Annotated in this window: 27 protein-coding genes and 1 pseudogene; 10 read left to right on the forward strand and 18 right to left on the reverse strand. The window is 29.4% G+C overall.

What is annotated here, in order from left to right; genetic code table 11:
- Position 1 precedes the first annotated feature (1 nt).
- Positions 2-2,506: a M14 family metallopeptidase gene (locus AQ1685_RS07400; protein ID WP_095070838.1), complete on the forward strand. Its 2,505-nt coding sequence runs from the start codon at positions 2-4 to the stop codon at positions 2,504-2,506.
- 48 nt (positions 2,507-2,554) lie between these two features.
- Here the strand turns inward: AQ1685_RS07400 and AQ1685_RS07405 are convergent, their stop codons facing one another.
- The 12 genes from AQ1685_RS07405 to AQ1685_RS07460 all read right to left on the reverse strand — a co-directional run bounded on the left by AQ1685_RS07405 (position 2,555) and on the right by AQ1685_RS07460 (position 14,215).
- Positions 2,555-3,418, reverse strand: coding sequence for an alpha/beta hydrolase (locus AQ1685_RS07405; protein ID WP_095070840.1), 864 nt, complete (start codon positions 3,416-3,418; stop codon positions 2,555-2,557).
- A 127-nt stretch (positions 3,419-3,545) separates the two neighbouring features.
- Positions 3,546-4,361, reverse strand: a complete 816-nt coding sequence (locus tag AQ1685_RS07410; protein ID WP_095070842.1) for a LytR/AlgR family response regulator transcription factor — start codon at positions 4,359-4,361, stop codon at positions 3,546-3,548.
- A 47-nt stretch (positions 4,362-4,408) separates the two neighbouring features.
- A complete protein-coding gene (locus AQ1685_RS07415; protein WP_095070844.1) occupies positions 4,409-4,876 on the reverse strand; it encodes an Mpo1 family 2-hydroxy fatty acid dioxygenase in 468 nt (155 codons plus the stop codon).
- A 72-nt stretch (positions 4,877-4,948) separates the two neighbouring features.
- Positions 4,949-6,034, reverse strand: a complete 1,086-nt coding sequence (locus AQ1685_RS07420) for an energy transducer TonB (protein WP_095070846.1) — start codon at positions 6,032-6,034, stop codon at positions 4,949-4,951.
- 163 nt (positions 6,035-6,197) lie between these two features.
- Positions 6,198-6,878 carry an energy transducer TonB gene (locus AQ1685_RS07425; RefSeq protein WP_095070848.1) on the reverse strand — a complete coding sequence of 227 codons (681 nt, stop codon included), beginning with the start codon at positions 6,876-6,878 and terminating at the stop codon, positions 6,198-6,200.
- 279 nt (positions 6,879-7,157) lie between these two features.
- Positions 7,158-8,087, reverse strand: coding sequence for a peptidylprolyl isomerase (locus AQ1685_RS07430; protein ID WP_095070850.1), 930 nt, complete (start codon positions 8,085-8,087; stop codon positions 7,158-7,160).
- A 9-nt stretch (positions 8,088-8,096) separates the two neighbouring features.
- Positions 8,097-9,650: a hypothetical protein gene (locus AQ1685_RS07435; RefSeq protein ID WP_095070852.1), complete on the reverse strand. Its 1,554-nt coding sequence runs from the start codon at positions 9,648-9,650 to the stop codon at positions 8,097-8,099.
- A gap of 10 nt (positions 9,651-9,660) precedes the next feature.
- The gene (locus tag AQ1685_RS07440; protein ID WP_095070854.1) at positions 9,661-11,250 is read right to left on the reverse strand and encodes a peptide chain release factor 3; all 1,590 of its coding nucleotides are present in this window, start codon (positions 11,248-11,250) and stop codon (positions 9,661-9,663) included.
- 153 nt (positions 11,251-11,403) lie between these two features.
- Positions 11,404-12,372 carry an alpha/beta fold hydrolase gene (locus AQ1685_RS07445; protein ID WP_231970262.1) on the reverse strand — a complete coding sequence of 323 codons (969 nt, stop codon included), beginning with the start codon at positions 12,370-12,372 and terminating at the stop codon, positions 11,404-11,406.
- Positions 12,373-12,382: 10 nt separating this feature from the next.
- On the reverse strand, positions 12,383-12,790 hold the full coding sequence (locus tag AQ1685_RS07450; RefSeq protein ID WP_095070856.1) for a nuclear transport factor 2 family protein: 408 nt from the start codon (positions 12,788-12,790) through the stop codon (positions 12,383-12,385).
- Positions 12,791-12,841: 51 nt separating this feature from the next.
- Entirely contained in the window at positions 12,842-13,405 is a 564-nt protein-coding gene (locus AQ1685_RS07455) for a TetR/AcrR family transcriptional regulator (protein ID WP_095070858.1), read from the reverse strand.
- 96 nt (positions 13,406-13,501) lie between these two features.
- Positions 13,502-14,215, reverse strand: a complete 714-nt coding sequence (locus AQ1685_RS07460) for a peptidylprolyl isomerase (RefSeq protein WP_095070860.1) — start codon at positions 14,213-14,215, stop codon at positions 13,502-13,504.
- Between the two features lie 102 nt (positions 14,216-14,317).
- On the opposite strand from AQ1685_RS07460, the gene idi reads away from it, so the two are divergent.
- From idi to AQ1685_RS07500, 8 genes are all read left to right on the forward strand, one after another.
- A complete protein-coding gene (gene idi, locus AQ1685_RS07465) occupies positions 14,318-14,848 on the forward strand; it encodes an isopentenyl-diphosphate Delta-isomerase (RefSeq protein WP_095070862.1) in 531 nt (176 codons plus the stop codon).
- On the forward strand, positions 14,849-15,262 hold the full coding sequence (locus AQ1685_RS07470) for a 6-pyruvoyl trahydropterin synthase family protein (protein ID WP_095070864.1): 414 nt from the start codon (positions 14,849-14,851) through the stop codon (positions 15,260-15,262). It begins immediately after the preceding gene.
- A 14-nt stretch (positions 15,263-15,276) separates the two neighbouring features.
- On the forward strand, positions 15,277-16,251 hold the full coding sequence (locus tag AQ1685_RS07475; protein WP_095070866.1) for a type I phosphomannose isomerase catalytic subunit: 975 nt from the start codon (positions 15,277-15,279) through the stop codon (positions 16,249-16,251).
- Positions 16,252-16,459: 208 nt separating this feature from the next.
- On the forward strand, positions 16,460-17,185 hold the full coding sequence (gene kdsB, locus AQ1685_RS07480) for a 3-deoxy-manno-octulosonate cytidylyltransferase (protein ID WP_095070868.1): 726 nt from the start codon (positions 16,460-16,462) through the stop codon (positions 17,183-17,185).
- Positions 17,186-17,187: 2 nt separating this feature from the next.
- The gene (locus tag AQ1685_RS07485; RefSeq protein WP_095070870.1) at positions 17,188-17,883 is read left to right on the forward strand and encodes an HAD family hydrolase; all 696 of its coding nucleotides are present in this window, start codon (positions 17,188-17,190) and stop codon (positions 17,881-17,883) included.
- On the forward strand, positions 17,880-18,509 hold the full coding sequence (locus AQ1685_RS07490) for a CatA-like O-acetyltransferase (protein WP_095070872.1): 630 nt from the start codon (positions 17,880-17,882) through the stop codon (positions 18,507-18,509). The genes AQ1685_RS07485 and AQ1685_RS07490 overlap by 4 nt, the downstream gene beginning before the upstream one ends.
- A 20-nt stretch (positions 18,510-18,529) precedes the next feature.
- On the forward strand, positions 18,530-18,796 hold the full coding sequence (locus AQ1685_RS07495) for a hypothetical protein (RefSeq protein ID WP_095070874.1): 267 nt from the start codon (positions 18,530-18,532) through the stop codon (positions 18,794-18,796).
- 129 nt (positions 18,797-18,925) lie between these two features.
- Positions 18,926-19,126, forward strand: a complete 201-nt coding sequence (locus AQ1685_RS07500) for a hypothetical protein (RefSeq protein ID WP_095070876.1) — start codon at positions 18,926-18,928, stop codon at positions 19,124-19,126.
- Positions 19,127-19,178: 52 nt separating this feature from the next.
- Here AQ1685_RS07500 and AQ1685_RS07505 read toward each other — a convergent pair whose 3' ends face one another.
- The 4 genes and pseudogenes from AQ1685_RS07505 to AQ1685_RS07520 all read right to left on the reverse strand — a co-directional run bounded on the left by AQ1685_RS07505 (position 19,179) and on the right by AQ1685_RS07520 (position 22,245).
- Positions 19,179-19,640, reverse strand: coding sequence for a hypothetical protein (locus tag AQ1685_RS07505; RefSeq protein WP_157730147.1), 462 nt, complete (start codon positions 19,638-19,640; stop codon positions 19,179-19,181).
- Positions 19,641-19,655: 15 nt separating this feature from the next.
- Complete coding sequence (locus AQ1685_RS07510) at positions 19,656-20,180, reverse strand: hypothetical protein (RefSeq protein ID WP_095070879.1); 525 nt, start codon at positions 20,178-20,180, stop codon at positions 19,656-19,658.
- A 34-nt stretch (positions 20,181-20,214) separates the two neighbouring features.
- Entirely contained in the window at positions 20,215-20,760 is a 546-nt protein-coding gene (locus AQ1685_RS07515) for an RNA polymerase sigma factor (protein WP_095070881.1), read from the reverse strand.
- A gap of 59 nt (positions 20,761-20,819) precedes the next feature.
- A pseudogene (locus AQ1685_RS07520) lies at positions 20,820-22,245 on the reverse strand (TonB-dependent receptor).
- A gap of 81 nt (positions 22,246-22,326) precedes the next feature.
- Here AQ1685_RS07520 and AQ1685_RS07525 point away from each other — a divergent pair.
- A complete protein-coding gene (locus AQ1685_RS07525; protein WP_095070882.1) occupies positions 22,327-23,124 on the forward strand; it encodes an MBL fold metallo-hydrolase in 798 nt (265 codons plus the stop codon).
- A 129-nt stretch (positions 23,125-23,253) separates the two neighbouring features.
- Here AQ1685_RS07525 and AQ1685_RS07530 read toward each other — a convergent pair whose 3' ends face one another.
- Positions 23,254-23,964, reverse strand: a complete 711-nt coding sequence (locus AQ1685_RS07530) for an energy transducer TonB (protein WP_095070884.1) — start codon at positions 23,962-23,964, stop codon at positions 23,254-23,256.
- 155 nt (positions 23,965-24,119) lie between these two features.
- Positions 24,120-25,202, reverse strand: coding sequence for a methylmalonyl Co-A mutase-associated GTPase MeaB (gene meaB, locus AQ1685_RS07535; RefSeq protein ID WP_095070885.1), 1,083 nt, complete (start codon positions 25,200-25,202; stop codon positions 24,120-24,122).
- Between the last annotated feature and the right edge of the window lie 53 nt (positions 25,203-25,255).

A 25,255-nucleotide genomic window follows, 5' to 3' on the forward strand; every position in this document is an offset into this window, starting at 1 on the left:
AATGAAAAAAATATTTACGTTATTACTGTTAACAGTAATCTTATCTTCTTTCGCACAAAGCAAATTAGATTTATCTTATTATTTACCTAAAAATGTAACATACAATAAAAACATACCTACTCCAAAATCTATTATTGGTCATGAAGTAGGGGAGTGGCATATTACACACGACAAACTTTTGTATTACATGAAAGCTTTAGCTAAAGTTTCAGATAGAATTGTTATAGAAGAAAGAGGAAAAACTTATGAAGACAGACCTTTAATTTTATTAAAAATAACTTCACCTAAGAATCATAATAATTTAGAGAATATTAGAAAAAAACATATTGAAGCTACAGAAAATATAGCTATAGATATTTCTAATTTACCAGTTGTTGTTTATCAAGGTTTTTCAATTCATGGGAATGAAGCTAGTGGAGCTAATGCAGCATTAGTTGCTGCTTATCATTTAGCCGCAGCAGAAGGAAACGAGATAGAAAACTTATTACAAAATACAGTTGTTTTATTCGATCCATGTATGAACCCAGATGGAGTTCAACGTTTTTCATACTGGGCGAATAGCAATAAATCAAAAAATATAAACCCAGATCCAAACGACAGAGAATATACTGAAATTTGGCCTAGAGGAAGAACAAATCATTATTGGTTCGATATGAATAGAGATTGGTTACCTGTACAATTATCAGAAAGTAAATCTCGTGTAAAAACTTTTCATGAATGGTTACCTAATATCTTAACTGATCATCATGAAATGGGTAGTAATTCTACATTTTTCTTTCAACCAGGAATTCAAAGTAGAACACATCCATTAACACCAAAATTAAATCAAGAGTTAACAAAAGAAATAGCTACATATCATGCCAAAGCATTTGATCAACTAGGATCATTATACTATTCAGAGGAGAGTTTTGATGATTTTTACTATGGAAAAGGATCTACTTTTCCAGATATAAATGGAGGTATAGGAATTTTATTTGAACAAGGAAGTTCCAGAGGGCATGCACAAGAAACGGACAATGGAATCTTAACATTTCCTTTTACTATTCGTAATCAGTTTACTGCTACACTTTCTACTTTAGAAGCTGCTAATAGCATGCGCGTCAAGTTGCTAAAATATCAACAAAATTTTTATAAGAATTCTAAGTCTTTTGAAAAACAAAAAGCGATTGTATTTGGTGATGAAAAGGATGCTGCAAAAACGTATCATTTAGCAGATGTATTACACAGACATAAAATTAAAATACATGAGATAAAATCAGATTTTAATGAAGGAAATATAAAGTTTAAAAAAGGCAATAGTTATGCAGTTCCTTTAAATCAAAAGAATATTCGTTTAATTAACGCAATGTTTGATGTAAGAAAGAACTTTAAGGATAGTTTGTTTTATGATGTTTCTGCATGGACATTCAACCATGCTTTTGGTGTTGATTTTTCAAAAGACGTTTCATTGTCTAAAGTGGGAAAAGAAATTAAAACCCCTACATTAAAAGAAGGAAAAGTAACTATTAAAAGTGATGTTGGATATTTATTACCTTGGAATGAATACTACACACCAAGAGCTCTAAATACTATTTTAAACAAAGGATTAAGAGCTAAAGTAGCAATGAAAAACTTTAAAAATGGAGGTAATAATTTTGATTATGGAACAATCTTTATTCCAGTTCAAAATCAAAATCTAAATTCATTAGAGTTATTCAAGTTCTTATCTGAAATAGCAGAAAATAATTTTGTTGATATCACTGGAGTAAATACTGGTTTAAATCAAGGAATTGATCTAGGTAGTAATAATTTTAGAAATGTAAAAAAACAAAAAGTAGCCGTATTAGTTGGTGATGGAATCTCTCCAAGTGATGCTGGAGAAATTTGGCATTTATTTGATCAAAGATTTGATATGCATATAACAAAGTTAGATGTATCAAACTTTAGAAGAATGGATATTTCAAAATATACAACGATTATATTACCTAATACTTCGTCTTTAAGTGCTGTAATTGAAAGTAAGTTGAGAGAATGGACAAATAATGGAGGTGTTTTAATTGGTTACAAAAATGCTGCAAGATGGTTAGCGAATAGTAAGTTTATAAGATTAGATTTTAAAACTAAAAAAACTGAAGAAATTAAAAATGTAACTTTTGAGAATAGAAGATTGCATTTTGGAGCACAAGTAATTGGTGGAGCTATTTTTGAAACTTCTCTTGATAGGTCTCATCCTATTAACTTTGGTTATAAAAATACTAAGCTTGCTTTGTTTAGAAATAGTACGTTATTTATAAAACCAAGTAAAAGTAGTTTTAGTAATCCAATAAAATATACTTCAAATCCACTATTAAGCGGGTATATTTCAAAGCCTAACTTAAAATTATTAAAAGAAACAGTTCCTTTTAAAGCTAGTCAATTAGGTAGAGGAAAAGTAATAGTTTTTACTGATAATACTAATTTTAGAGCTTTTTGGTATGGGACGAATAAGCTATTAATGAATGCTGTATTTTTTGGAGATAAAATGTAGTATGTAAAAAGGAAATACTTAAAATTAGTATTTCCTTTTTTTTCTTAATTAGTTCGTTAAGATATCATCAAATTTCTTTAGATATTGATCTTTATAATCAAAAATACCTTTTATGTGACTGCCTTTTATTTTCCAAAAAAATGTATTTTTTTTATTTGAACTGCCATAAATTTTCTCAGCAAACTTAAACGGAATAATCTGATCTTCTGTACTATGGATTATTACAGTTGATTTATGAAATTGCTGTATTTCTTCATAAGTAGGAAAATCATTATTTAATAATATAGGAATTAACCATCTGTAATTTTCTAAATTAATTTCATTGGCATAGTGTTTAGCTACATCTGAAAAAGAGCTAAAAGCCGATTCAATAATAAGTCCCTTAATATCAGATGCTCTTTCTACTGCATTTGTAGTAGCAAAAATGCCTCCCATAGATACACCCCATATGATAATTGGTGTTCCTTTTACATCTTTTAAATTTTTAAATTGATCAAATACTTCTAAAGCATCATTTTTGAGAGTTTTAGAATTATTGGCTTTACCTGAAGATTCTGAAAAACCTCTCCTCTCGTATGCAAATATTTGGTAACCAGAGTTTAAAAGGCTTTCATACATAAGTTGTGCATTATTCAACGTCATAGCATTACCTAAATGATGAAAAATTGTAGCTTTTGTATAAGATGTTTTAGGTTTGAATAACGCCGAATGAATTGTTGTTTGATCTTTTAATTCTAAATAATATTCATTATGCTCAAATTTACTTGTAAATTTTACTTTATCTACATTAACATGATATATGTATGAATCTAAAGTTCTATTAAATCTAACATAAGTTATAAATATTAGAATTATTAGTATGATGGAAATAAGTATTCGTTTAATAAGTATAAGTAGTGAAACTCTTTTCATTTGTTTTTATGTATTGTTTTTACAAATGAAAAAAAAAGAAAAGATTGCTAATAAAATATGTTGTCAGTTGATACTTTTTGTTGTCAATTCAACATTTTTGTGGCGAATAAATGCTAATGTTGTAAAGCTATATACGATTAATCAGCTCATCAAAGAGAGATTTTGATACAGGAATGCTATACTTTATATGTTTTAAATTTATTTTGGCATTTTGTTTATTACCTTTTACTGAAAGTATATAATCTGGATTAACAATATATGAGCGATGCGTTTTCAATAATGAATTAAATTGACTTTGAACCTCAGTTAGAGTTGTACGAATAAGTTTTTCTTCAACCTTTTCATTGTTAAAAAAAAAGATTCTGATATAATTATTTTCAGATTTTATAAAAAGGATATTCTTTGGTTCGATATAAAAAGATTCCTTTTTCAATTTACTTTTTATTTGAATTTTCTCTATCTCTTTTATTGGTTCATTCTCTTGATTACTGTTGTTAGGTTTATCTTGAAGGTATTTTTGTCTTAAAAAGATAGTTGATACAAAAAGTAAGCTACCAAAGCCCAAAAAAATAACTTTGAACCAGTTTAAAAAGTGAAATAAATTTACTCTTTCTGGATTTTTGTTAATGCCTAATTCTGTATAAAAAAATGCAAGAACAACTGCTGCACATACAAATACAAAACTGAATATTACTTCTTCAAAAAAGTTCCAAATTTCTGTTTTTGTATAATAGCCAATAGAAAACCTATGACAAATTAGATAAGTGAATAAGGTGATAAATCCGTAACCTATTAAATATAAATTTTTATATAAAAACTTAGAATTTCCAGAATTAAAAGGCTCTAAAAAGAATAAAATAAATAAAACAAAAAATGATAATATAATACTTATAAAGAAATGAGTTCTATATGATTTACTGTATGGGAATTTCTTGTAAAGCATTAATTTTTAATATTGATATATAGCTATTGAATTTAATATATTAATAATTATTTTTTTGAAGTTAGTTTTTCAATCACCCATAATGGACCTATTAAAAGAAATTGTAAATCTTTAATAAACGATGGTTTTTTACCTTCAACTTTATGACCATAAAATTGTCCGATCCAAGCAACTACAAAAATAGTTATTGATACAACTAATAAACTAGCATGGTTGTTTATCCAATTATTACCTGCTATTGAAAGAAGAATTAATATTAGCATTTTTATAAAATACCAAAACCCTAATCTTAAATAAAAAAATAAGCATAGAAAAGTACCAACTACAAAAGCCCAATTTTCAATAAGTGGATTATATAGTTTAAAAGTATTTTTAAGTAGTGAAGGAGGTATGCACATAATTAATCCTACAACACTAAAAAATATAGCAGGTACACATATGTAATGAATAAATTGATTTGTTTCATTTTGATGGCTTATGGCGTACTCTTCAAACCATTGATTAGCTGTTCTCATAATATATTAAATTAAAAAAAGACCAGAATTGCTTCTGGTCTTTAAAGTATATAAATCTCTGTTAGTAGTATATTATTTATTTAAAGCAAAGTTAATTGGGAAGCTATATCTTACCTTAACTCTTACACCTTTTCTAATTGCAGGTTTTAATTTTGGCATTCCGCTTAGTATTGAAACTAAAGCATCTTCCAAGATTTTTCCTCCTTCTGGTCCTTTTGCTCTAATATTTACGATATCTCCGTTTGTATCTACTATAAATGAAGCAGTAACTTTTCCTTGGATGTTTTTCTTTTTTGCTTCTTCTGGATATGCAAAGTTTTCATTGATAAATTTAGAAAATTGAACATTGAAACAACTTTGAGAATCTTTTGAATTACAGTCAGAAAATAATGGAACTGAATCTACACTTTTAAATCCAAAAATATCTTTTGTGTTTTCTGGAATTTTCTTAACTCTCTTTACGTTAGAAGGTCTTTTTCCAGGAATTCTAAAGTTAATAGGTACACCATATTTAACTTTTACATTTTTCCCATTGTGTTTACCAGGTTTGAATTTTGGTAACTTCTTAATGATTCTTACAGCTTCTTTTTCTAATAATTCTCCCTTGTAAGGACCTCTTACATTTAAATCTGCAACATCACCGTTTTTGTCAATAACAAATTGTACTAATACTCTTCCTTGAATTGAAGCATCATATGCTTTTCCAGGATAAGAAAAGTTTCTGTTAATGTGATCTCTTACCATTTTATTGAAACATTTCTCTTGTTTGAAAATAGCGACCTTTTCACAATCTTCGAACAAAGGAATTTCTTCTACTAAATTAAATGGAATTTTTTCTACAACTTCTTCACTACTTAAATCTAAATTACCAACTAAAGAAGCTTTTTTCTTTAATTCAGCTAATTTGTTAGAAGTCGCACTTGATGAATTAACACCTGTTACGGCATTTCTTTTACGTATAACCCTTCTTCTAGAGGTTACTTCGACAGATATCTTTTTTGCTTTTCCGTCTTTACTTTCAACTGAACACTTGGTGATACTATTTAAATCTAAAGCTGGATCTCCAGCTGGAGTATCACAGGTTTCATCTTTTGCTTGAGAAAATGTCAATTGCTGAAATAAAAAGATAGCAGCAATTGCGAAAACTTTTTTAAACATACTTTATAGGGATTAGAGATTATCTGCGGCTAAGATATGAATTTATATCGACTAAAAAAAATTTCTTGTTTTTTTTTAATTAGTTGTTAATAAGTATCATAACTTGATATCGCATTGCATAATCAGTGATCCAAAAAGTATGCCAAGTATTTTTATGTCTATTTTACTCGCTAAAATTTATAGGTAAACTATACTTTACATTCACAGGTAATCCGTTATGTTTTCCTGGTGTAAACTTAGGAAGTTTGCTTACCACACGTTCAATCTCTTCTTCTAATTGTTTGTTTTTATTCCTAGATTTAATCAATAAATTACGAACATTACCCTTCACATCTACAGTGAATTGAAGAAAGACTCTACCAGTAATTCCATCATTTGAAGCTCTTTCTGGTTCAAAGTTTTTTGCAAAGTGCTTAGAAAACTGATTGTTGAAGCAATCACTTTTACTTTTTATATGATCTTCACATTCTGGGAAACTTGGAACTTCATCTACAATAGAAAATAAAATTTCTTGTGCGATAACTTTTTTGGTAACTAAATTTGAACGAATCTCTAATTTATCAGTATTTGTTTTAACATCTTTCTTTAAATGACCAATATCACCTAATGAATTTGCTTTACCTCTTTTTCTAACTACTCTTTTGCGTATTTTGTTAGAAGCAACATTTAATGTTATTTTCCTTTTATTATCTGATTCTTGTTTTATAGTACATTTAGATATGCTATTTAAGTCAGCGATATGTACGTTATTAGGGGTGTCACAAGTCTCGTTAGATTGTGAGCTTATTGTAGTATAAAAAAATAAAGAAACTACTATTAATAATGGGGGGTAAATGTGTTTCATTGTCGTGAGGGGAATTTTATTGTTAAATTTATCTATATCATCATTTACAAATTTCGGTTTTAAGTTATTTTAATATGTTAAGTATTATTTATTGATAGGTTAAATATGAAGAAAAAAATAAAATTAAAATAGTTATAATTTAATGATTTGCTTACAGTTATTTAATATTCAATAATTACGTAATCTCTCGGGCAAATATAATAAAAGAAAAAAGCCGACTCGTTAACATTTGTTAATAAATCGACTTTTTATTGAGTTATTCTTAGTTATTTAACTAAATTATTTCACATTCATTAATTCTACATCAAAAATAAGAGTAGCGTCTGGAGGAATTACTCCACCAGCTCCACTAGAGCCATAAGCTAAGTCAGAAGGAATAACCAAGCGTGCTTTGTCTCCAACTTGTAATAATTGGATTCCTTCATCCCATCCAGGAATTACTTGACCAACTCCAATAGCAAAATCAATTGGTTGTTTACGCTTGTATGAAGAATCAAATACAGTTCCGTCTAATAATTGTCCTTTATAGTGTACAGAAACCATTGCTCCTTTAGTTGCTTTTTTTCCTTCACCTTTTTGAATGATTTTATAGCGTAATCCACTTGGAGTTTCATCATAACCAGCAGCAACTTGATCTAAAAGTTCTTTTTGCTTAGCTTTTTCAGCAGCTTCTCTTTTTTCACGTTCTCCTTCAAAAGATCTAAAAGCCTCAACTGCATTCCAAGCTTCAGCAGTTTCACCAACTCTTAAAATTTCAACATTCATATCGTCACCTTGCTCAACAGCATCAACAACATCTTGTCCTTCAATTACACTACCGAAAACAGTATGCTTTCCGTCTAACCATGGAGTAGCAACATGAGTAATAAAGAATTGAGAACCGTTAGTTCCTGGTCCTGCATTTGCCATAGAAAGTTTTCCAGGAGCATCGTGCTTTAATTCTGGGTGAATTTCATCGTCAAACTTATAACCTGGATTTCCAGTACCTGTTCCTTGTGGGCAACCACCTTGAATCATAAAATCAGCAATAACTCTATGAAATTTTAATCCATTATAGTAAGGCTCACCTTGAGGACGAGCTGAGTTTTCTAAGTTTCCTTCAGCTAAAGCAACAAAGTTGCCAACTGTTCCAGGAGTTTTTTCGTATTCTAAATTCACTAAAATGTCTCCTTTAGGAGTAGTGAACTTTGCGTATATTCCGTTATTCATTATAAATTATTATTTGTCAGTGTTATTTTTAAGTGAGGCAAAGTTATAACTTATACCTATATTAAAGTTGTTTGAATTTACATTTCCGAAAGGCGAATATAATTTTCCACCAGAAACGTGTAAAGCTATATTGTTAGTTGCGAAATAATTGAATCCTATAGTTGGTCTTGCTACAATTCCTTCATCAGTATCTACACCAGCACCACCAGCAGCACCTCCAACTAAATTTACAAAAGCATTTACCTTATGATTCAAAAATGTATTTGTTTTTACACCAAAACCAGCCAATCCATGTGCGTAACCACCAGATCTTCCTCCATAAGCAAAACCAGCTTCACCAATTAAGTATACATTATTAAAGATATCATAAGTAAAGTTTAAAGCTAATAATTGTAAATCGGTTACCAATACATTATTGGGATCATCTGTTTTTTGAACTTTAAAATACGTCTGATTTTGTATAGATGCTGAAATTCCTTGAGTTTTAAAGTTTGTATTTGGTGTCCCGTCTGAAGTTTCAATTCCACTACTCAAGTTCATATATTTTAATCCGAAACCTAAAGTGTAAGCTTCAAAGTCTCCATCTAAAGCTCGGTAATATCCACCATGTCCGCTTAGTGCTAGATTGTCAGAAATTTTTAAATCTAATCCAGCAGAAGGATAAACAGTTAATCCGCCTTCAGGAGCAATTCTTCCACCAGCTGCACCAACAGCCAGTTTTCCAAAAACATTGATATACTTTGATTGATACGGATGATAACCAGCACCAACAAATAAATCCATAAAACCAGCTCTTAATCCTTTATATATAGCATCGGTATGTGCAAATAAAAATGTATTCTCGTTTACATACTTCTGATATTCGAAACCTAATACATATAACGTAGTATCTAAAGGATCTCCATTATCTTTTTTAGAATCTCCGAAAGGGAAGAAGAAGTCGAAACGAACTTGCTGTGTGTTTTTAACAACAGGTCTTTTCCAATATGAATCCTTACCCAAAGTGTTTGTGAATTCTTGATTTGCATTTTCATAATCTGTATATCTGAAAATACTTGGAATTTCAACAAAGAAAGAAACAGAATTATCTTTAATACTACCAGTATAAAAGTTTAAATGACTGAATTGTACTCCAAAACTATAGTTTTTCTTTTTGTATTGTAAACCAATATTTGGATTGATAAATGCTCCATCATTTACTAAAACTCTATAACCACCACCGCCACCGAAGTGGAAGTTAGCATCAAAATAAAGATTGTCAATTATTTTTTTGTTGATTCCTAGTTCTGCACCTAAAGTGAACAATCCACCTTGATCTCCAGTTACAGCAAAATGAAAACCAGCTCCACCATATAACCAATCGTTAAAAGGAATTTGATAATGCAATCCGACCAATCCCATTGTAGATTCAGTAAATGTGGCATTATCTGGCATAGAAACCGGAATAAAATTCAAACGAACTCTGTTGTTTAATTCTTTTCCTTTTAATTCAGAAATGTCTTTTTGACCAAATACGGTTGTAGTCACAAAAAGAAGAAAAATGAACTGAATCGTTTTTTTCATAAATCAAAAATTAATTGAATTCACTAGTAAAATGTAATTTCACTGTTGGAAATTTACTTTGTGTCATTTGAATGGTAAACGGAGAATCTGCTAAGAAAACTAATTGTCCCTGTTTGTCTTTAGCTAAATAACGTTGCTTTACTCGTTTGAATTCTTTGAATTCTTCGTTCTTTTCATCTTCAGGTTCTACCCAACAAGCTTTATGTACAGCAATGTTTTCGTATGTACATTTAGCATTGTATTCATGCTCTAAACGGTATTGAATTACTTCGTACTGAAGTGCACCAACGGTACCAATAATTCTTCGTCCGTTCATATCTAAAGTAAATAACTGTGCAACACCTTCATCCATTAATTGGTCTAAACCTTTATATAATTGTTTTGCCTTTAAAGGATCTGCATTATTTACATAACGGAAATGTTCTGGAGAGAAACTCGGAATTCCTTTGAAGTTTAATTTTTCTCCTTCAGTTAATGTATCTCCAATTTTGAAGTTACCTGTATCGTGAAGTCCAACAATATCACCAGCAAAAGATTCTTCAACAATTTCTTTCTTTTCAGCAAAGAAAGCATTCGGACTAGAAAACTTTACTTTTTTGTTATTACGAACGTGTAAATATGGAGTATTTCTTTTGAATGTTCCTGAAACGATTTTTACGAAAGCTAAACGGTCTCTGTGTTTAGGATCCATATTTGCGTGAATTTTGAAAACAAATCCTGTTAATTTATTTTCTTTAGAGTCCACTAAACGAGTATCCGACATTTTAGGTTGTGGATTTGGAGCAATATCAATAAAACAATCTAATAATTCTTTAACTCCAAAATTATTTAGTGCAGAACCAAAGAACACAGGTTGTAATTGTCCATCATCATAAGCCTTTTTATCAAAGTCAGGATATACTTCATAAACCAGTTCTAATTCTTCACGAAGTGTATCAGCAGCATCTTCTCCAACAAGTTCATCTAATTTAGGATTGTTTATATCATCAAATTCAACACCTTCAGAAATAGTTTGCTTGTTATCACCAGAGAAAATATTGATTTTCTTTTCCCAAATGTTATAGATTCCTTTAAAGTCGTAACCCATTCCGATAGGGAAACTTAAAGGTGTAACTTTTAATCCTAATTTTTGTTCAACTTCGTCTAAAAGATCAAATGCATCTTTACCTTCACGGTCCAACTTATTGATAAAAACAATCATTGGGATATTACGCATTCTACAAACTTCAACTAGTTTTTCAGTTTGTTCCTCGACACCTTTTGCTACATCAATAACAACAATCACACTATCTACAGCAGTTAACGTTCTAAATGTATCTTCAGCAAAATCCTTGTGACCAGGAGTATCAAGAATATTAATTTTCTTTTCTTTATAATTGAAAGCTAGAACAGAGGTTGCAACAGAAATACCACGCTGACGTTCAATTTCCATGAAATCGGAAGTAGCACCTTTTTTAACTTTATTACTTTTTACAGCACCAGCTTCTTGAATGGCTCCACCAAAAAGTAATAGTTTTTCTGTTAATGTTGTTTTACCCGCATCAGGATGAGATATAATTCCGAATGTTCTTCTTTTTTGTATTTCTTCTAAAAAACTCATTAGCTATAATTGAGGGCGTAAAGATATATCTAATTCAAAAAAGAGCCAAGTGTTTAGAGTTTTATCCAATTACTAAAGAAGTGTTTATAAAAAAGAAAAGCGCAAGTACTATGACTCACACTTTTCTACTAATCTAAAATGAAATTTGAAGGCTTATTTTTTCTGAATATTTTTCATGAAAGCTCTAATTTTTTGAATGATTTCTTTGCCATCTTCTTCCAAAGCAAAATGACCTGTATCATATATATTATAATCTATTTTTTTAACATCTTTTTTGAATGCTGCTGCACCACTTTCAGGGAAGAAAGCATCGTTTTTACCCCAAACAATTAAAAGAGGAGGTTGATTGTCTCTTAAATATTGCTGCCATTTTGGATATAGTTTTACATTGTTTTGATAATCGTAAAATAAATTTAAATGCATTTTATGTGAACCTGGTCGAGATAATCTTAAATAATCTAAGTTCCAAGTATCTGGATTTACATTTTCCGGATCTCTTGTTCCATGCGTGTATTGCCATTCTAATCCTTCTAAAGAAAAAGCAGGTAATAAGGCATTTTCAGTTTCTTCGTTACGATTTGCCCATAACTCTCTAATTCCTTTCCACGCATCACCTAAACCTTCTTCGTAAGCATTACCGTTTTGATTTATAATAGCTGTAATTCTTTCTGGATGTGCAGTTGCTAATCTAAAACCAATTGGAGCCCCATAATCTTGAATCATTATGGCATAAGAATCAATTCCTTTTTCTTCTAAGAATGTATTAATCGTATTAGCAATGTTATCGAAAGTATATTCATATTGATCAATAGGAGGGAAGTCACTATTACCAAACCCAGGGTAATCAGGAGCAATAAGATGATACTCATCTGCAAGTTGTGCTAACACTTTTCTATATTGATGAGATGAAGTTGGGAAACCATGTAATAAAACGATAGTTGGATTTTTCGGATTTCCTGCTTCTCTGTAAGCAATTGATACTCCATTAACGGTTTGCTTTTTATATTTAATTTGTGTCATTGTGTTTTGTTGTATTGTTGTTGTTTGTTTTTGTATTTCTTTTTTCTGACAACTAATTGCCAAAGCGATAAAAGAAAAGAGTAAAGGTTTTAGAAGTTTCATGTAGTTTGTTTTATAATTTTCTATCTGTTTCTTTAATTTTCAAATCATTGATACTAGCGTATCGTTTTTTCATAAGTCCGTTTTCATCAAATTCCCAGTTTTCATTTCCATATGCTCTAAACCATTGTCCTTCATCATTTTCATATTCATATTCGAACCTCACTGCAATACGATTTTCAGAAAAAGCCCACAACTCTTTTTTAAGTTTATAGTTAAGTTCTACATTCCATTTATTCGATAAAAAAGCTTGTACTTCTTTTCTACCATTAATAAATTGATCACGATTTCTCCATTCGGTATCTATTGAATATGCTTCAGATACTTTAATAGGGTTTTTACTGTTCCAAGCATCTTCTGCCATTTGAACTTTTTGTTTAGCTGTCTCCAAAGTAAATGGAGGTAATGGATGTTTTTTCATGTTTTTATTTTTAGTTACCGAACATTCGGTAAAATTTAAATTTAAAATTTTTTACTGATCTAAATATTCATTTTCTATTTGTACTAAAGTATTTTCAAAAACAGAAATATCATTAAGTCCTTTGGTAACGATTAAACTACCTTGAATTTTAATTAAAGTTTGATATGCTTTTTCTTTTGCGTTAGTAGGGGAGAAGTCCAAAGCAAGACCTAATGTTTCAAATGTATTGATCCATTTTTGCATTCCTCCACTAATTTGACTTTCAAATAATTCTAAGCTAGACTGCATAGATAATGCTCTAAAAATACAAGTTTCTTCTCCGCCTTCATATAAAACTCTAACTGCTTCTAAACCTGTTTTCAATCTTTCTTTAGGATTTTTTTCTGTATTTAATAATTCAAAAAAAACTTTTTCATCAACCCAATTATCAATGTGATTTAAAACGGCATCAGCCATACCTTTTTTTCCATCAGGAAATCTATGATATAAACTAGCTTTTTTTAATCCAGTTGCATCAGATAAATCTTTTAAACTAGTACCTTCATATCCTTTCGAACGGAATGCTTTACTTAATCCGGCTAAAATTTCAATATCTAATACTTTTTGTGGTCTCATGAGACAAAGATATAAAAATATTTTAAATTACCGAACGATTGGTAAAAAAAATATACTAGAGCAAAAATTTGTTTTAATTTAGCTCTAGTATTAGAACTATTCAATAATTTCAACAGTCATTGGAATATCTACGAGCGGCCAATCGTCACTACCAACTCTAACCTGTGCGATTTTTTCAATAGTAGAGAACCCAGAAATTACTTCACCAAATACAGTATGGTTTCCATCTAGGTGTTTTGCGCCGTTTTTACTTTGTACAATGTAAAAGTTAAAAGGACTAGATAATTTTTTTGGATTATTTTCTGCATCTTTGGCTGCAGCTAGTGAACCGTAGCGATGTCTTCTTCTTTTTCTGATCTCTGGTTTTAATCGATAATGTTGATATTTTTTTCTAAATCTAGCAGTAGATTGTAAATCAGAATCACCTCCTTGAACAACAAATCCTTTTGTTACTCGATAAAAATATGCAGTATTAAAATATTTAATTTTAGTTAAAAAAATAAAATTAGCTCTATGGATAGGAGTATCGTTATATAATTTCAATTTAATATTTCCAAAGCTAGTTTTTATGATAACTTTTGTTTCTTTATTTAATTCTCCATATTTCTTAAAAAACTCTTGAGCATTTTTTTTAGTTAAAGTATCCCAGCTAGGTGTTATTTCCTTTTTTATTACTAGTTTCTTTTTTTCATCTTCTTTTTTTATGATAGCAGGCTCAGCTTTTGGCTGTATTGTTTCTTTTTTAGTTTGTGTACAATTCCACACCGAAAAGCAGATAAAGAATAAGATAAAAAATCTTAAAAATTTCATGAGTTTTATTTTAATGAAAGTGTAAATATAGTTGATGTTTACATAAGAATGATTTATATCTACACTTTTTGTAGGAGATATAATTCCTTACATTTGTATTGTATGACAGAAAACGTAATTTTAGTTGATGAGCAAGACAATGAAGTTGGATTAATGCCTAAAATGGAAGCTCATGAAAAAGCATTACTTCACAGGGCTTTTTCAGTATTTATATTTAATGATAAAAACGAATTAATGCTTCAGCAAAGAGCTAAGGAAAAATACCACTCTCCTTTGTTGTGGACCAATACTTGTTGCTCACATCAAAGACAAGGCGAACATAATATTGAAGCTGGAAAAAGACGTTTACAAGAAGAAATGGGTTTTTCTTGTGATTTAGAAGAAGTTTTTTCTTTTATATACAAAGCTCCTTTTGATAATGGTCTTACTGAACATGAATTAGATCATGTAATGATTGGATATTACAACGGAGAACCAAAAATTAATCCTGAAGAAGTAGAAAGTTATAAATGGATGTTATTAGATGATGTAAAATCTGATATCAAAAAAAATCCTCATGAATATACCGCTTGGTTTAAAATAATTTTTGAAAAATCATACGACAAAATAGCTAACTTTAATCATAACAAATAAATGCCTAGAGTAACTGTACACAGAAAAGCTCATTTTAATGCAGCTCATAGATTATATAGAAAAGATTGGTCTGATGAGAAAAATTTTGAGGTATTCAATAAATGTAGTAACACCTATTTTCATGGTCATAATTATGAGTTAATAGTATCTTTAACAGGAGAAATTGATAAAGAAACAGGTTATGTTTATGATTTAGGAAAACTAAAACAGATCATAAAAGAAGAAATAGAAGAAGCTTTTGATCATAAGAACTTAAATATAGAAGTTGAAGAGTTTAAAGATCTAAATCCAACAGCTGAAAACATTTCTGTAGTTATATATAACAAATTGAGAACACATATATCAGAGGACTTAGATATGGAAATTACGTTATATGAAACTCCGAGGAATTTTGTAACTTACTCAGGAAGTTAATATTACTCAAAAAAATGCTTAATCAATTCATCAAATTTAGACCCATATTAAAAGAAAAGATATGGGGAGGTAGCAAGTTACGTACACATTTAAATAAAAACTCTGAATCTGATAACTTAGGCGAAAGCTGGGAGATTTCTGATGTAAAAGGTGATACTTCTGTAGTTTCTAATGGAGATTTAAAAGGAAAAGATTTGAAAGAATTAATAAAAACTTATCAAGCAGATTTAGTTGGTGATAAAGTTTTTAAGCAATTTGGAAATAAATTTCCTTTACTGATAAAGTTCATAGATGCTAAAACTCCATTAAGCATTCAATTGCATCCAAATGATAAATTAGCTAAAGAGCGTCATGATTCATTTGGTAAGACGGAAATGTGGTACGTGATGCAAGCAGATGAAAAAGCGAACTTAATTGTGGGATTTCAGCAAAACAGTAATAAAGAAGAATATTTAAAACATTTAAATAATAAATCACTTTTAGATATTTTAAATGTAGATGAGGTTAAAAAAGGTGATGTGTATTTTATTCCTACTGGAAGAATTCATGCTATTGGAGCAGGAGTTTTATTAGCTGAAATTCAACAAACTTCAGATATTACGTATCGTATTTATGATTGGGATCGTCAAGATTCAGAAGGAAATTATAGAGAATTACATACAGAATTAGCTCTAGACGCCATAGATTTTACTGCTATTCCTGATTATACAACTTCTTACGATGAAAGCTTGAATTCTTCATCAGAAATCGTATCGTGTCCGTATTTTACAACGAATGTTTTACCGATCGAAGGAGAATTATTCATAAATCATCAAGACAAAGATAGTTTTGTAATATACATGTGCGTATCTGGTAAGGTTAGTTTTGTACACAAAAATCAAGAAGAAATTTTAATAGCTGGCGAAACAGTATTAGTTCCTGCAAAACTCAAAGAATTTAAGCTTAAATCAGTTGAAAAATCTGAACTCTTAGAGGTGTATATAAGATAAAAAGCCCAAAATCTACGTTTTGAGCTTTTTAAACAAACAAACCAAATTAACTTACAAAAGAATTTACTCAAACATAGTCAGATTACTATCAGCGACAAAACCGACTCCATATTATAAATGTTAAAGTTTTGGTTTTTTAACATTTTTAAAGTGCTATTTTCAGAATATGTAAATATGTATCTTTGACCCATTCTAATGACCATTTTTTATGAAAATTATCGCAATGATTCCTGCTCGATTTAACGCAAGTCGATTCCCTGGGAAACTGATGAAAGACTTAGCAGGGAAACCTGTTATTTTACGTACTTATGAAAGTGCATTACATACGAAATTATTCGATGACGTATATGTTGTAACCGATTCAGATGTTATTTATGATGTAATTAAGGCTGCAGATGGAAAGGTAATTATGAGTAAAAAAGAACATGATTGTGGTTCTGATAGAATTGCTGAGGCTGTTGAAGATTTAGATGTGGATATTGTGATTAATGTTCAAGGAGATGAACCTTTTATAGACGAAGTTTCACTGAGTAAATTAATTGAAGTATTTAAAGACGATATGAATCATGAAATAGATTTAGCTTCTTTAAAAGTAGAAATGAATACTATAGAAGATATAGAAAACCCTAATAATGTAAAAGTAATTACCGATCAGAACGATTTTGCAATTTATTTTTCAAGATCTGTAATTCCTTATCATAGAGATCAAACTTTAAAAGTGAAGTATTTCAAACATAAAGGTGTTTATGCATTTAGAAAAAATGCTTTAATGGATTTTTATAATACACCAATGACTCCTTTAGAAGCAGCAGAAAAAATAGAAGCAATTCGTTATTTAGAAGTAGGAAAAAAAATAAAAATGATTGAAACTTCTGTAGAATCTATCGGTATAGATACACCTGAGGATTTAGAAAAAGCTAAAAAATTATTTTAAAAATGTATAAAGATATTAAAGTAATTGCCTTTGATGCCGATGATACCTTATGGGTAAATGAAACTTATTTTAGAGATGCAGAAAATGAATTTGCTGCTCTCTTAAATGATTACGAAACTGAAAATAAAATTCATCAAGAGTTATTCAAAAAGGAAATAGATAATTTAGAATTGTACGGATATGGTGTAAAAGGTTTTACACTTTCTATGATAGAATGTGCTTTAGAATTATCTAACTATCAAATACCTCAGAAAACTTTAGATCGAATCCTTAATATTGGTAAAGAAATGTTAGAAAAACCAATAGAGTTACTAGATGGAGTAGAAGAGGTTTTACAGCAACTCCAAGGAAAGTATAAATTAATTGTAGCAACTAAAGGTGATTTACTAGATCAGCAACGTAAACTAGAGAAATCTGGAATTTCTAAATATTTTCATCATGTAGAGGTAATGAGTGAAAAAAAGCCTATTGACTACAAAAAAATGTTACAAAGATTAGATATTAATCCTGCGGATTTATTAATGATAGGAAATTCTTTAAAATCAGATGTGTTGCCTCTAATTGAAGTAGGAGCTTCAGCAATTCATATTCCTTTTCATACTACTTGGGCGCACGAAACAGTGTCTAAAGAACAAAAGTCAACAACAGATTACAAAACATTGTCTAATATTAAAGAAGTTATCGATTTATTAAAATGAAATCATATTTAGATATTGAAACTTGGAATAGGAAAGAAATATATGAACATTTTTTAACGTTAAATGATCCTACTTTTGCAACTGTGGTAAATGTAGATGTTACTAATGTGTATAGTATCTGTAAAATAAAACAAAAATCTTTTTTTACAACATATTTGCATGAGTGTACTAAAGCATTAAATTCTGTAGAAAATTTTAGATATAGACTTGAGGAAGATAAAATCACAATTTATGAGAAGTTAGATGCTTCAGCAACAATTTTAAGAGAAGATAAAACTTTTGGTTTTTCATTTATAGAGTTTGATGAAGATTATGAAGTTTTTCATCATAATTTTTTAGCTGAAAAAGAACGTATTTTAAACTCAACCCACCTTTTTCCTCCAAAATACTCTTTAGGATGTTATCACTGTTCTGCTATCCCTTGGTTTACGTTTACAAGTCATAAAGAACCAGTTTCTGGAGATAAAAATAGTAGTGTTCCACAATTGTCTTTTGGTAAAGTATTTAAGGGGAATTCTAAACTATTAATGCCCGTAGCAGTTAATGTGAATCATGCTTTGGTAGATGGGTATCATGTTGGTAAGTTTTTTGAAAATTTTCAGAAGGGTTTAGATAAAATCGAGTAATTTTGTCAAAAATTTTAATTATGGCAAGCGTTAAAAATTTAAAGAAAGATATCAATTATACTCTAGGAGATATTATTGAAGAATGTTATTTATGGGAGTTAGAAAACCCTGGAGCTGATACTGCTACATCTCAAGGAATAATTGACGAAGCTATTACTGCTTTTGATGAATTATTAGATAAGGTTAATGCTAAAGATGTAGAAAATAAAAGATCTCACTTTAAAAGCATAAGTTCTGAATTAGAACAAAAAGCAAAAGCTTTAGTAGACAAAGTTAATGCTTTATAAAAACACTTATTAATTAGTTAATTAGCTCTATTTCTTTAAGAAATAGAGCTTTTTTTTGGTAGTATTTTAACAAAATGCTTTTTATTTTTTTGTATATTTAAAATGTAATAATTCAAATTCCCTTAACTTATGCCTAGAGCAATGTTCGAATATACCAAGGTGGTATTACAAAAAGTGAGTTTTAATACAGAACTATTTTGTAAAGAATTAGAAAAAGCAATGAAAAGATTATTACCCTATGAAGTAGATGAATTAGTTATTTGGGTAAAGCAATATACTGCTAACAAACCAGAACTTTATGTTTGTATGGGAGTAATTGATAATAAATAAAAAAAAAGAAGCTTTAAAGCTTCTTTTTTAGTTTCTACAAAATATAATTTAATTACTGATTTCTTCTATTTCTTCCTCTTCTTTCTTTAAATCGTTTTATCATGTTTTTATTGAAACGATGTTCTAAAATTTCTAACTTTAAAACCTTTTTAGCAGACAAGAATACTAAAAGATCATTATGAAAAGAAGCTTTAATTTCTTCATGAGAAGCTTTTATTTTGTGGAATAACTTTAAATATCTTTTAGCTTCATCTTCGCTAACGTTATCTAATCCACCAGCTGATCTAATCTTATTTCTAATTTCTTCTTTTTCTTGTTTGTATAACTTACGCTTGGCTTTATCAAATTTATTATACAAAGGCCAAAATTTTTCTGCTTCTTGTTCAGATAAATCTAAATTCTCAGTAATAAAAGCTATTTTTTTTGCTCTCATTATTTTTGACTTATCTGGTCTTTGTGCATATGTAGTAAAAACTACAAAAGTTACTATTAAAAAAAGTATTGTTTTTTTCATTTCTTCAAATTTCATTTACTGTATTTCGTCTAGTAAAGATGAATTGTCAATATTATCTAAATAATCTTCTACGCTATCATTTTCAAGCGTGTAAGATAAGTCATTTTCCGAAAAATCTTGATCATCAAATAGTAAAGCTAGTTCATCTGTTGTTACATCATTATTTTCGAACCAATCGTCTATAGTAACAATATTTTCTTCCGTAGAAGGATTTGTATTTATAAATTGAATACTAATAAATATTAATATTGAGGCAGCTGCTGCATAAGATGTAAACTTTACAATTCTCTTTCGTAGTGAAATTACTTTTGTTTTATTGCTAGTATCATCCTTAGTTTTATCAAGAATTTTATTTTCTAAAGTATCTAAATAAGATTCAGGAATTTCAAAACCACATTTTTCTGGCAAATCATCTACTATCAATTTACTCATTAGATCGTTTTCCAAATCATTAAAGTAATTATCTGGCATATTGAAACCAGTATTCTTACCAAATTTTTGGTTCAAAAAATCGTCGTTATGTTCTTTGTTTTGATTCATTTCTATTAGTTAGACCTCAGAAATACGAAAAGGTTTAATTATAATTTTTAATAAATTCTTCAATTTTTTTTACGGCATGAAAATACGATGCTTTTAAAGCTCCAACAGATGTATCTAAAACATCAGAAATTTCTTGATACTTTAGGTCATCAAAGTATTTCATATTAAAAACTAGCTGTTGTTTTTGTGGAAGTGTAGCTATTGCTTTTTGTAAGATGATTTGTATTTCGTCGCCAGAGAACCAATCATCACTTTTTAAATTTGAAACGATTTGTTGTTTATAATCAGAAATATCAACATTATTCTGTTTTGCTCTCTTATTTAAAAAAGTAATGGCTTCGTTAGTTGCTATTCTATACATCCAAGAGTACAACTTACTTTCCCCTTTAAAATTATCGATACTTTTAAATATTTTAATAAAAGTATTTTGTAATACATCATCAGTATCGTCGTGCGATATTACTATTTTTCTTATGTGCCAATACAAACGCTCTTTGTATTGCGATATTAAATTACGAAATGCAGCTTCTTTAGTAGCTACATTTCGTAATTGTGATACTAATGTAATTTCGTCAGTCAAATGAATTGGTTTTTCATTATGACTTTAAAATTAGTAAAAGGTTTAATTTAAAAAAAGAATTATTTTCTTCTAGAGCATCCAAACAAGCGTTTTTCTTCGATCATCTCAGAAATTCCTGATGGTAATAATTCTTGCCAACCATCTTGTCCTTCTTGAATCTTTTTTAATACTTCTCTAGAGAAAATAGATAATATTTCAGGATCAAAATCCTCAATGTCTACAAGTCTACCATTAATTTTAAAGAATTTGTATAATTCTTTAATTCTCGGATGTACTTTTAATGTATTCATTTGTTTCTTTGTCCTTGTACGGATAAAGATATATTTTAAGATCTTTATAGAATAATTTCCCAAAAGCTTCTAAAATACCACCACTTATATTGCGGTAATATTTCTCATCAAAGATTTGAACTAGGTTATTAACCCCCATAGCAAGTCCCATTCTTTCTTTGGTAAATTCGCTAAAGTATTCTACTAATCTGTAGTATTCTTGATAATTTGTAATCATTACATTCTGACCTAATGAACATAATAATTCTGCACGGTCTAAGAAGTCACGTTCGTTAATTTCACCTTCAGCTCTTAAATTACTTAGCGTGATTTCGAAAATAATTTGTGTTTTTTCTGGGTTTACTTTTTTCTCGTTTAAGAATTGAATTTTAGACTTTTCGAACATATCCATGTTAACTTTAGTTACTGGTCTAAAGCTTCCACGTAGGGCAAGAATATTCTTTTTGTATAAAACTTGAGCAGGTAATAAATTGTTTCCATCAGGACCAAACATTACAGCGTTTGTCATACCATTTTTAACAAGTTGTAAACTCATCAAACGATTATCTACATACATAAAACGAGGACCAGAGAAATTAATCATATCAATTTCTAGTTTATCCTTGTCTATATTGTCATAAAAAGATTTTAAAAGTTCTTTAGGATTGTCGTTTAAATAAAAAGCACCATAAATTAAGTTCACTCCTAAGATACCTAAAGTTTCTTGTTGAAGTTTTGCTTCTGTTTCTTTAAAACGTAAGTGTAGTACTATTTCATTATAATCTTCTAACGGATCTAATTGAAAACGGATTCCAACCCAACCATGTCCTTTAAATTTTTTAGCAAAATCAATTGTTGTTACAGTATTTGCGTAGCTAAAAAATAATTTTTCAGGATGTTTTTTACGATCTAAACGGTCTTCAATTAAATTAATTTCATGCCTAAGCATTTTCTTAAGTCGAGATTCTGTGACATAACGCCTATCATCTTCAATACCATAAATAGCATCAGAGAAATCTTTATCATAAGCACTCATTGCTTTTGCAATGGTTCCTGAGGCTCCTCCAGCTCTAAAGAAATTTCTTGCAGTCTCTTGTCCAGCACCAATTTCAGCAAATGTCCCGTAGATATTAGAATTTAAGTTAATTCTAAGAGCCTTCATTTTAGAAGTTGGGACACTGCTTATTTTTTGATCCCCTTTTAAGATTATAGCCATTTTAGTTGTTTTTGTTTACGTTGACAAATGTACTGAAAATAGAAAGTATCAGTCAATTTTTATCTTATTTTTGTAGAGACAATGAATGATAAAAAAGAGTTAAAAGTAACATTTTTAGGAACAGGTACATCCACAGGTGTACCAATGATTACAAGTAAAAGTCCTGTAAGATTTTCTGAGAACCCAAAAGATAAGAGATTAAGATCATCTGTTATTTTTTCTTGGGAAGATAAAGGTGAAGAAATCAATTATGTGATTGATTGTGGTCCAGATTTTCGTCAGCAAATGATTAAAGCTGATGTAGATAGTATCAAAGGTATTTTATTTACTCATGAACATGCAGATCATATTGCTGGTTTTGATGAAATTAGACCATATTATTACAAAATGGGTCCAGTTCCTATATATAGTGATGCAAGAGTTTTAAAATCATTAGAAAAAAGATACGAATATATTTTTACCACTGAAAATAGATATCCTTCAGCTCCAGAAGTAAAATCACATGTAATTTCTAAGGATGATGTTTTTGAATTTCATGGAGTAAAAATAACTCCCATTAGAGTAATGCATGGAGATTTACCTATTCTAGGTTATCGTTTTGGAAATATTGCTTATTTAACAGATGTAAAATGGATACCTGAAGAGGAGAAAGAGAAATTAAGAGATTTAGATATTTTAATTACTACAGCTTTACGTTTAGACTCTCATAAAACACATGCTACTTTAGAAGAGGCATTGACTCTAGTGGAAGAACTAAAGCCAAAACAAGCTTATTTTAGTCATATTAGTGAGTTACTTGGTTTTCATGCAGAAATTGAAAAGGATTTACCAGAAAATGTATTTTTAGCTTATGACACCTTAGAAGTGAGTGGAACATAAATTTTTTAGCTTTTCGTTACGCTATAAGATTGAAATGATTTCTATATTAATATTTTAGATAGGAACCATTTAAAAAATAAAAACCATCAATTCATAATTGATGGTTTTCTTAATATATATGTTTTGATATTAATTATCTTCTAAAGAAAAATTAATAGGGAACCCATATTTTACAGAAACAGGTTTTCCGTCTTTTGTTGCTGGTTTAAACTTTGGTAAATTAGAAACTACACGAACCGCTTCATCATTTAAAATTTTACCTCCTTTAGGTCCTAAAGTTTTAATGTTAGTAACATTTCCGTTCTTATCGATGATAAAACGCACCCAAACTTCACCTTCTTGTTTGTTTAATAAAGCTTCGTTAGGATAAATGAAATATTCTTGTATATGTTTGATCATTTCTGAATTGAAACATTCTAATTGATCACCATTACTTTCACAATTTGGAAATGCAGGAATAGCATCTACTGTACCAAACTTTTGTGCAGCTCTTAGTTCTTCTCTTGATAAACTATTTTTTAAAGCAGCTAAGTTTGTTTTAATTTTTAAAGACTTTAAGTTTGAAGATCCTTCAATAGTAGATACACCAGAACTATTTAATTGATTAGCCTCAGTAGCTGCATGTTTTTTTCTTCTTTTCAAGAAACGTTTCTTAGAAGCAGATACTCTAACACTAATTTGTCTTGACTTTTTATCCTTTTTATTTTTTGTTTGTTTAACTGTACATTTTGTAATACTGTTTAAATCTTCAATTAACTTTTCATCAGTATCACAAGTTTCCTTTTGACCCCATGCGATGGTGGTCGCTATTAAAAATGATAAGTATATTATTTTTCTCATAAGTTGGGGATTAATTATTTACACACTATTATGACACATTTTATCCCGAAAGTCACAATGTTTAACGAATTAGACTTTAAAATGTTTCATTTCTTACATCAAAATAAAGAAAAAAATCAGTTAAAAAGTGTTAAACATCGATAAACGGTTCGTTTTTAACTTTTATTGAGCAATTTTAATAGTTTATCGGCACTAAAAAAAGGTGTAGTTTTTCCATTGTTTAACTCATGGATTTCTTTTTTTAATTGATCATTCACGTCAGTGTTATCGTAGAAACGTCTTTTTAATTCTTGTTCTATAGTTGAAAATAACCAATGTTTATTTTGGTTATTTCGTCTTTTTTCAAAATAACCAGAAGTTCTAGCAGAATCAATGTAAGATAATATCATTTCATATATAGCATCAATTCCAGAATTTTTAAGTGCGCTTGCTGTGAGTACTTTTGGTTGCCAACCATTTTCTTTTGGAGGATATAAATGCAAAGCTCTATTAAATTCAACTTTTGCGATTTTGGCATTTTTTACATTATCGCCATCTGCCTTATTAATTACAATGGCATCAGCCATTTCTATAATTCCACGTTTAATTCCTTGTAATTCATCACCAGCACCAGATAATTTTAATAACAAGAAAAAATCTACCATAGAATGTACAGCAGTTTCACTTTGACCAACACCAACGGTTTCAATAATAATAGTATCAAAACCAGCAGCTTCACATAAAATTATACTTTCTCTAGTTTTTTGTGCAACACCACCAAGTGATGTACCAGAAGGAGAAGGACGAATAAATGCATCTTTATCAACAACAAGTTGTTCCATTCTAGTTTTATCACCTAAAATACTTCCTCTATTCACTGAACTACTAGGATCTACAGCTAAAACAGCTACTTTTTTTCCTATAGAAGTTAAATGTTTTCCAAAACTTTCAATGAAAGTACTTTTTCCAACACCGGGTACACCCGTAATTCCAATTCTAATAGATTTATTTGCGTAAGGCAGGCATGCATTTAAAATTTCATTAGCTTTTTGTTGATGTCGTTTGTTTGTACTTTCAACCAATGTAATAGCCCTACTTAGAAATGTAATATCTCCGTCAAGGATTTTAGCCACAAATTCTTTGGTATCAATTTTTTTCCTTCTATTCAGTTTTATCTTTTCTGCAGAAGTTTTACTGGTAGTTTCTGGTTGTAAAACTCCATCTTTTTCCGATAAATTTGATTTTGAATTAGTTGCCATAAATCAAGGTATACATCATACTATTTGTAAATTTAGAAATAAAAAATTATTCA

The sequence above is a fragment of the Tenacibaculum jejuense genome, from assembly GCF_900198195.1.
In the GTDB taxonomy this organism is placed as follows: domain Bacteria; phylum Bacteroidota; class Bacteroidia; order Flavobacteriales; family Flavobacteriaceae; genus Polaribacter; species Polaribacter jejuensis.

Bases quoted from the DNA above. Each gene is read 5' to 3' on its own strand.
- AQ1685_RS07400 (WP_095070838.1), top strand. From the start codon at position 2: ATGAAAAAAATATTTACGTTATTACTGTTAACAGTAATCTTATCTTCT.
- AQ1685_RS07405 (WP_095070840.1), bottom strand. From the start codon at position 3,418: ATGAAAAGAGTTTCACTACTTATACTTATTAAACGAATACTTATTTCC.
- AQ1685_RS07410 (WP_095070842.1), bottom strand. From the start codon at position 4,361: ATGCTTTACAAGAAATTCCCATACAGTAAATCATATAGAACTCATTTC.
- AQ1685_RS07415 (WP_095070844.1), bottom strand. From the start codon at position 4,876: ATGAGAACAGCTAATCAATGGTTTGAAGAGTACGCCATAAGCCATCAA.
- AQ1685_RS07420 (WP_095070846.1), bottom strand. From the start codon at position 6,034: ATGTTTAAAAAAGTTTTCGCAATTGCTGCTATCTTTTTATTTCAGCAA.
- AQ1685_RS07425 (WP_095070848.1), bottom strand. From the start codon at position 6,878: ATGAAACACATTTACCCCCCATTATTAATAGTAGTTTCTTTATTTTTT.
- AQ1685_RS07430 (WP_095070850.1), bottom strand. From the start codon at position 8,087: ATGAATAACGGAATATACGCAAAGTTCACTACTCCTAAAGGAGACATT.
- AQ1685_RS07435 (WP_095070852.1), bottom strand. From the start codon at position 9,650: ATGAAAAAAACGATTCAGTTCATTTTTCTTCTTTTTGTGACTACAACC.
- AQ1685_RS07440 (WP_095070854.1), bottom strand. From the start codon at position 11,250: ATGAGTTTTTTAGAAGAAATACAAAAAAGAAGAACATTCGGAATTATA.
- AQ1685_RS07445 (WP_231970262.1), bottom strand. From the start codon at position 12,372: ATGAAACTTCTAAAACCTTTACTCTTTTCTTTTATCGCTTTGGCAATT.
- AQ1685_RS07450 (WP_095070856.1), bottom strand. From the start codon at position 12,790: ATGAAAAAACATCCATTACCTCCATTTACTTTGGAGACAGCTAAACAA.
- AQ1685_RS07455 (WP_095070858.1), bottom strand. From the start codon at position 13,405: ATGAGACCACAAAAAGTATTAGATATTGAAATTTTAGCCGGATTAAGT.
- AQ1685_RS07460 (WP_095070860.1), bottom strand. From the start codon at position 14,215: ATGAAATTTTTAAGATTTTTTATCTTATTCTTTATCTGCTTTTCGGTG.
- idi (WP_095070862.1), top strand. From the start codon at position 14,318: ATGACAGAAAACGTAATTTTAGTTGATGAGCAAGACAATGAAGTTGGA.
- AQ1685_RS07470 (WP_095070864.1), top strand. From the start codon at position 14,849: ATGCCTAGAGTAACTGTACACAGAAAAGCTCATTTTAATGCAGCTCAT.
- AQ1685_RS07475 (WP_095070866.1), top strand. From the start codon at position 15,277: ATGCTTAATCAATTCATCAAATTTAGACCCATATTAAAAGAAAAGATA.
- kdsB (WP_095070868.1), top strand. From the start codon at position 16,460: ATGAAAATTATCGCAATGATTCCTGCTCGATTTAACGCAAGTCGATTC.
- AQ1685_RS07485 (WP_095070870.1), top strand. From the start codon at position 17,188: ATGTATAAAGATATTAAAGTAATTGCCTTTGATGCCGATGATACCTTA.
- AQ1685_RS07490 (WP_095070872.1), top strand. From the start codon at position 17,880: ATGAAATCATATTTAGATATTGAAACTTGGAATAGGAAAGAAATATAT.
- AQ1685_RS07495 (WP_095070874.1), top strand. From the start codon at position 18,530: ATGGCAAGCGTTAAAAATTTAAAGAAAGATATCAATTATACTCTAGGA.
- AQ1685_RS07500 (WP_095070876.1), top strand. From the start codon at position 18,926: ATGCCTAGAGCAATGTTCGAATATACCAAGGTGGTATTACAAAAAGTG.
- AQ1685_RS07505 (WP_157730147.1), bottom strand. From the start codon at position 19,640: ATGAAAAAAACAATACTTTTTTTAATAGTAACTTTTGTAGTTTTTACT.
- AQ1685_RS07510 (WP_095070879.1), bottom strand. From the start codon at position 20,180: ATGAATCAAAACAAAGAACATAACGACGATTTTTTGAACCAAAAATTT.
- AQ1685_RS07525 (WP_095070882.1), top strand. From the start codon at position 22,327: ATGAATGATAAAAAAGAGTTAAAAGTAACATTTTTAGGAACAGGTACA.
- AQ1685_RS07530 (WP_095070884.1), bottom strand. From the start codon at position 23,964: ATGAGAAAAATAATATACTTATCATTTTTAATAGCGACCACCATCGCA.
- meaB (WP_095070885.1), bottom strand. From the start codon at position 25,202: ATGGCAACTAATTCAAAATCAAATTTATCGGAAAAAGATGGAGTTTTA.